Source organism: Burkholderia sp., assembly GCF_018375725.1.
In the GTDB taxonomy this organism is placed as follows: Bacteria; Pseudomonadota; Gammaproteobacteria; order Burkholderiales; family Burkholderiaceae; genus Burkholderia.
This window is the reverse complement of the sequence record NZ_JAHACR010000270.1, coordinates 1-5,797: the sequence shown is the minus strand read 5'-3', so window position 1 is coordinate 5,797 and position 5,797 is coordinate 1. Positions and strand designations below refer to the sequence as shown.

5 protein-coding genes and 1 pseudogene are annotated in these 5,797 nt (G+C 66.6%); all 6 read right to left on the bottom strand.

The window, feature by feature from the left end; genetic code table 11:
* Positions 1–360: pseudogene (locus tag KH616_RS20395) on the bottom strand (cell division protein FtsZ); the annotation flags it as partial.
* 112 nt (positions 361–472) lie between these two features.
* Positions 473–1,705 (bottom strand): cell division protein FtsA, encoded by a 1,233-nt coding sequence (gene ftsA, locus KH616_RS20390; RefSeq protein ID WP_292250263.1) that lies wholly within the window; start codon positions 1,703–1,705, stop codon positions 473–475.
* A gap of 35 nt (positions 1,706–1,740) precedes the next feature.
* On the bottom strand, positions 1,741–2,493 hold the full coding sequence (locus tag KH616_RS20385) for a cell division protein FtsQ/DivIB (protein WP_292250261.1): 753 nt from the start codon (positions 2,491–2,493) through the stop codon (positions 1,741–1,743).
* Positions 2,494–2,512: 19 nt separating this feature from the next.
* The gene (locus KH616_RS20380) at positions 2,513–3,454 is read right to left on the bottom strand and encodes a D-alanine--D-alanine ligase (RefSeq protein ID WP_292250259.1); all 942 of its coding nucleotides are present in this window, start codon (positions 3,452–3,454) and stop codon (positions 2,513–2,515) included.
* Position 3,455: 1 nt separating this feature from the next.
* A complete protein-coding gene (gene murC, locus KH616_RS20375) occupies positions 3,456–4,853 on the bottom strand; it encodes a UDP-N-acetylmuramate--L-alanine ligase (RefSeq protein WP_292250257.1) in 1,398 nt (465 codons plus the stop codon).
* Positions 4,850–5,797 (bottom strand): undecaprenyldiphospho-muramoylpentapeptide beta-N-acetylglucosaminyltransferase (gene murG / locus KH616_RS20370; RefSeq protein ID WP_292250255.1); only part of this gene is annotated, 948 nt, incomplete at its 5' end. The genes murC and murG, both read right to left, overlap by 4 nt.

Genomic DNA, 5,797 nt, shown 5'->3' with positions numbered 1-5,797 from the left:
CTTCGCGATTTGCGCGACGACCGGGGCTGCGCCCGTACAGGTGCCGCCGCCCATGCCGGCCGTGATGAACACCATGTGCGCGCCGCGCAGTGCGTCGGCGATGCGCTCACGCGCTTCTTCGGCCGCCGCACGGCCCATTTCCGGCTTCGCGCCGGCGCCGAGGCCGGTGTTGCCGAGCTGGATCACGGACGGTGCGCGTGCGCGCGACAGCGCCTGCGCATCGGTGTTCATCACGATGAAGTCGACGCCCTGCACGCCACGGTTGATCATGTGCTGCACGGCATTGCCGCCAGCGCCGCCAACGCCCACCACCTTGATGATGGTGCCGTTGGTTTCGGTTTCCAGCATTTCGAATTCCATTGTTGCCTCCGTCAAGAAAAATACCGCTACTCGGCCGTTATTCGGCAGGAGATCGGGCAACCCCCTGTCGCGCGCCAGCCGCCGGCACCGGCGCGAATTCCGATTCGTTGTGTCAGAAGTTGCTCAGGAACCATTCCTTCATCCGCGTGAAGATCTGGCCCGCGGAACCGGACTGCACGGCGACCTTGCGGCCGCGCATGCGCTGAGCGCTGCCTTCCACCAGCAGGCCCATCGCCGTCGAATAGCGCGGATTGCGCACGACGTCGGCGAGGCCGCCCGCATATTCCGGCGCGCCGATGCGCACCGGCTTCAGGAAAATGTCTTCGCCGAGCTCGACCATGCCCGGCATCATGGATGCGCCGCCGGTAATGACCACGCCGGAGCTCAGCAGTTCTTCATAGCCGGACTCGCGCACGACCTGCTGCACGAGCGAGAACAGTTCCTCGACGCGCGGCTCGATCACCGCGGCGAGCGCCTGGCGCGACAGCGTGCGCGGACCGCGTTCGCCGAGGCCCGGCACTTCGACCATTTCGTCCGGATCGGCAAGCGCCTGCTTCGCGATGCCGTAGCTGACCTTGATGTCTTCCGCGTCCGGCGTCGGCGTGCGCAGCGCCATCGCGATGTCGCTCGTGATCTGGTCTCCGGCGATCGGAATCACCGCGGTATGGCGGATCGCGCCTTCCGCGAAGATCGCGATGTCGGTCGTGCCGCCGCCGATGTCGACCAGCACCACGCCGAGATCCTTCTCGTCCTCGGTCAGCACCGCGAGCGACGACGCGAGCGGCTGCAGGATCAGGTCGTTCACTTCGAGACCGCAGCGGCGCACGCACTTGACGATGTTCTGCGCGGCGCTCACCGCACCCGTCACGATGTGCACCTTCACCTCGAGGCGGATGCCGCTCATGCCGATCGGCTCGCGGACATCTTCCTGCCCGTCGATGATGAATTCCTGCGTGAGGATGTGCAGCACCTGCTGGTCGGTCGGGATGTTGATCGCCTTCGCGGTTTCGATCACCCGTGCGACGTCGGTCTGCGTGACCTCCTTGTCCTTGATCGCCACCATCCCGCTCGAATTGAAGCTTCGGATGTGGCTGCCGGCGATGCCCGTAAACACGTTGGTGATCTTGCAATCGGCCATCAGCTCGGCTTCCTCGAGCGCGCGCTGGATCGACTGCACGGTGGCCTCGATATTCACCACCACACCTTTTTTCAGACCTTTCGATTCACTCTGGCCGAGGCCGATGACCTCGTAATGACCTTCGCCCTTCAGCTCGGCGACGATGGCCACCACCTTCGACGTTCCGATGTCGAGGGAAACCAGCAGATCTTTGTAGTCTTTGCTCATAGAGTGCTCTTGCGTGTGATCTCTCGTTACTCTCGTTACTTCTTCCGATTGTCGGTATCGGTCAGGAACCGCATGCCCGCCGCGCGAATCGCGAATCCGTTCGGATAGCGCAGATCCGCGTACTCGATGTCCTTGCCCCAGCGCTGCGTGACGGCCGGCCACGCGGCGACGAGACGCTCGGTCCGGTCGTGCAGCGCTTCATGGGTGCGCTCCTTGCCCAGTTCCACCAGCATGCCGTTCGACAGCTTCACCGTCCACGCGTAGCGCGCCGACAGCATCACTTCCTCCGGCGTCGCGTTCAGCGGCGCGAACCACTTCGCAAAGTCGTGGTACCGCGCGACGACGTCCTTCGCGCTGCCCTCCGGTCCGTCGAACGCGGGCAGTTCGGCGTCCAGCTCGCCCTGGTTCGCAGTGAACAGCTCGCCGTCGACACTCACCAGCTGATCGCTGCCCCACGTCCCAAGCGGCTTGTACTCCTCGAGCGTGACAGCCAGCGCATTCGGCCATACGCGGCGCACGCTCGCGTGACGGACCCACGGCATCTGTTCGAACGCGACGCGCGCCGTATCCAGATCGACGGTGAAGAAATTGCCCTTCAGCCGGCCGACCACACCCGCGCGCACGGTCGGCGCGTTGATGTGATCGACGTCGCCGTCAATCCTGATCTCGCGCAGCGCGAACGCCGGACGCTGGATCAGCCAGTAGCAGCCGGCCGCCGCCAACGCGAGCAGCAACAGCGCGTACAGCGCGCTGGCGGCTAGGTTGAGCTGGCGAACGTTGTTCCACATGACGTCTTCCGTTCCTGCTTCAGTCGTTGAGCGTAAGCGACAGCACCTTCACCACCAGCTCCGAATAACCGATGCCGATCGCGCGCGCCGCCTTGGGCGGCAGCGAATGATCGGTCATGCCGGGCGCGGTGTTCACTTCCAGGAAATACGCGTTCCCGGCGGCGTCGAGCATGAAGTCCGCGCGGCCCCAGTCGGTGCAGCCGATCACGTCGAACGCGCGGCGCGCGAGGCGCTTCAGTTCCGCTTCCTTCTCGGCGGGCAGGCCGCACGGAATCAGGTACTGCGTGTCGTCCGCGACGTACTTCGCGTGATAGTCGTAGAACTCGCCGGCCGGCACGATCTTGATCAGCGGCAGGTCGAGATCCGCGGCGATGCAGGCGGTGTATTCGCCGCCGCCCTCGATGCTCTTCTCGACGAGCACGATCCTGTCGTGCTTCGCCGCTTCCTCGAGTGCCGCCGGCAGCGCCTCGGCCGACTTGACCTTCAGCACCGCGACGCTCGAACCCTCGCTCGCCGGCTTCACGAACAGCGGCAGGCCGAGCTTCGCGACGATCTCGGGCGCGCGCGCCGCGAAGTCGTCGCCGCGCAGTACCGTCTCGAACGGCGGCGTCGGCACGCCCGTCTGCTGCCACACGAGCTTCGTGCGGAACTTGTCGAGGCCGAGCGCCGAACCCAGCACGCCGCTGCCCGTGTAGCGGATGCCGTAGAAATCGAGCGCGCCCTGGATCTGGCCGTTCTCGCCGTAACCGCCGTGCAGCGCATTGAACGCGCGCACGAAGCCTTCATCCTTCAGCGCCGACAGCGGCCGTTCGGCCGGGTCGAACGGATGCGCGTCGACGCCTGCGTCGCGCAGGCCCTGCAGCACGAGCCGGCCCGAGGTGAGCGACACGTCGCGCTCGGCGGACTCGCCGCCGAACAACACCGCCACTTTGCCGAAACGTTTCGGATCGATCCCGCTCATGTCATCCCTTCTGTTGAGTGTTCTGCACGATCTTCGCCGGCACGCCGCCGATCGAACCCGCACCCATCGTGATCACCACGTCGCCGTACTTCGCGACCTGCGTCAGCGCGTCCGGCAAATCGTCGACCGACGCGACGAATACCGGCGCCACCTTGCCTGCCGCGCGCAGCGCACGCGACAGCGCGTCGCCGTTGGCGGTCGCAATCGCCGCCTCGCCCGCCGCGTAGACCTCCGTCAGCACCAGCGCATCGACGGTCGACAGCACGTTGACGAAATCGTCGAAGCAGTCGCGCGTGCGCGTGTAGCGGTGCGGCTGGAACGCCAGCACGAGACGACGGCCCGGGAATGCGCCGCGTGCGGCCGCGATCGTGGCCGCCATCTCGACCGGGTGATGGCCGTAGTCGTCGATCAGCGTGTAGCTGCCGCCGTCCGCCGCGGGCACTTCGCCGTAGCGCTGGAAGCGCCGCCCGACGCCGTTGAATTCCGCGAGCGCCTGCTGGATCGCGTCGTCCGACACGCCGAGGTCCGTCGCGATCGCGATCGCCGCGAGCGCGTTCTGCACGTTGTGCAGGCCCGGCAGATTCAGCACCACGGGCAGCGGCGCGCGCCCTTCGCGCACCACGGTGAAGTGCATCCGTCCGTCGCGCGCGTCGATGTTCTCCGCGCGCACCTGTGCGTCCGGCGACAGGCCGTAGCGCACCACCGGCTTCGAGATGAACGGAATGATCTGCCGCACGTTCGGATCGTCGACGCACACGACCGCGCTGCCGTAGAACGGCAGGCGCTGCGTGAATTCGATGAAGGCCTGCTTGAGCCGCGCGAAATCGTGGCCGTACGTATCCATGTGATCGGCATCGATGTTCGTGATGACTTCGATCACCGGATACAGGTTCAGGAACGACGCGTCCGACTCGTCGGCCTCGGCGACGATGAAATCGCCCGTGCCGAGCCGCGCATTCGCCCCGGCACTGATCAGACGGCCGCCGATCACGAAGGTCGGATCGATGCCGCCTGCCGCCAGCACGCTCGCGACGAGGCTCGTCGTCGTGGTCTTGCCATGCGTGCCGGCAATCGCGATGCCCTGCTTCAGGCGCATCAGTTCGGCGAGCATCACCGCCCGCTGCACGATCGGCACGCGCTGGTGGCGTGCGGCCAGCACTTCCGGATTATCCGAGCGCACGGCGGTCGACACGACGACCGCATTGGCTCCCTCGATATTCGCCGCATCGTGGCCGATGGCGATCCGCGCGCCGAGCGCCTCGAGTCGATCGGTCACCGCGTTGCGCGACAGGTCCGAACCGCTGACCTGATAGCCGAGATTGACGAGCACTTCCGCGATGCCGCTCATGCCGGCGCCGCCGATCCCGACGAAATGAATGTGTTTGACGATATGTTTCATTGCTGTCCTTCCTGGTTCGCGCCGGCCACCGTCGCGCAGACCCGCGCGACTTCATCGGTGGCCTCAGGCTTTGCAAGCGCGCGCGAACGCTCCGCCATCTCCGCGAGCGACGCCCGCGACTGGCTGCGCAGCCAGTCGGCGAGCAACTCGGCCGACAGGTCGCGTTGCTGCACCAGCACCGCGGCCCGCGCATCGGCGAGGAACGCGGCGTTGGTCGTCTGGTGATCGTCGACGGCATAAGGGAACGGCACGAACAGCGCCGCGACGCCGACCGCCGCGATCTCCGATACGGTCATCGCGCCCGACCGGCAGATCACCAGATCCGCCTCGGCATACGCCGCCGCCATGTCGTCGATGAACGGCACGAGTTCCACGTCGCTGCCGTACGCGAGGCCTGCCGCCTCGTAGTTCGCCTTCAGCACGTCGATATGCTTCGCGCCGGCCTGATGCACGACGTGCGGACGCTCGTCCGGCGCCATCATCGCCAGCGCGCACGGCACGACTTCATTCAGCGCCGCGGCGCCCAGGCTTCCGCCGACGACGAGCACTTTCAGCGGGCCGCTGCGCGCCGCATAGCGTGCTTTGGGTGGCGCCGTGTGCGTAAGTTCCGCACGAATCGGGTTGCCGGTCCATTCGGCGTGCGGCAGTGCGCCGGGGAAGGCGACGAGCACGCGCTTCGCGAGCTTCGCGAGTAGCTTGTTCGCGAGGCCGGCGATCGAATTCTGTTCGTGCAGCACGAGCGGACGGCCGCTCAGCGCCGTCATGACGCCCGCCGGGAACGTGATGTAGCCGCCCATCCCGAGCACGACGTCCGGCCGGACGCGCCGCAGCGCGCCGAGGCTCTGCCAGCATGCGCGCAGCAGGTTGAACGGCAGCGACAGCTTGGTCTTCAGACCCTTGCCGCGCACGCCGCCGAACTGGACGTACTCCATCGGAATGCCATG

Bases quoted from the DNA above. Each gene is read 5' to 3' on its own strand.
- ftsA (WP_292250263.1), bottom strand. From the start codon at position 1,705: ATGAGCAAAGACTACAAAGATCTGCTGGTTTCCCTCGACATCGGAACG.
- KH616_RS20385 (WP_292250261.1), bottom strand. From the start codon at position 2,493: ATGTGGAACAACGTTCGCCAGCTCAACCTAGCCGCCAGCGCGCTGTAC.
- KH616_RS20380 (WP_292250259.1), bottom strand. From the start codon at position 3,454: ATGAGCGGGATCGATCCGAAACGTTTCGGCAAAGTGGCGGTGTTGTTC.
- murC (WP_292250257.1), bottom strand. From the start codon at position 4,853: ATGAAACATATCGTCAAACACATTCATTTCGTCGGGATCGGCGGCGCC.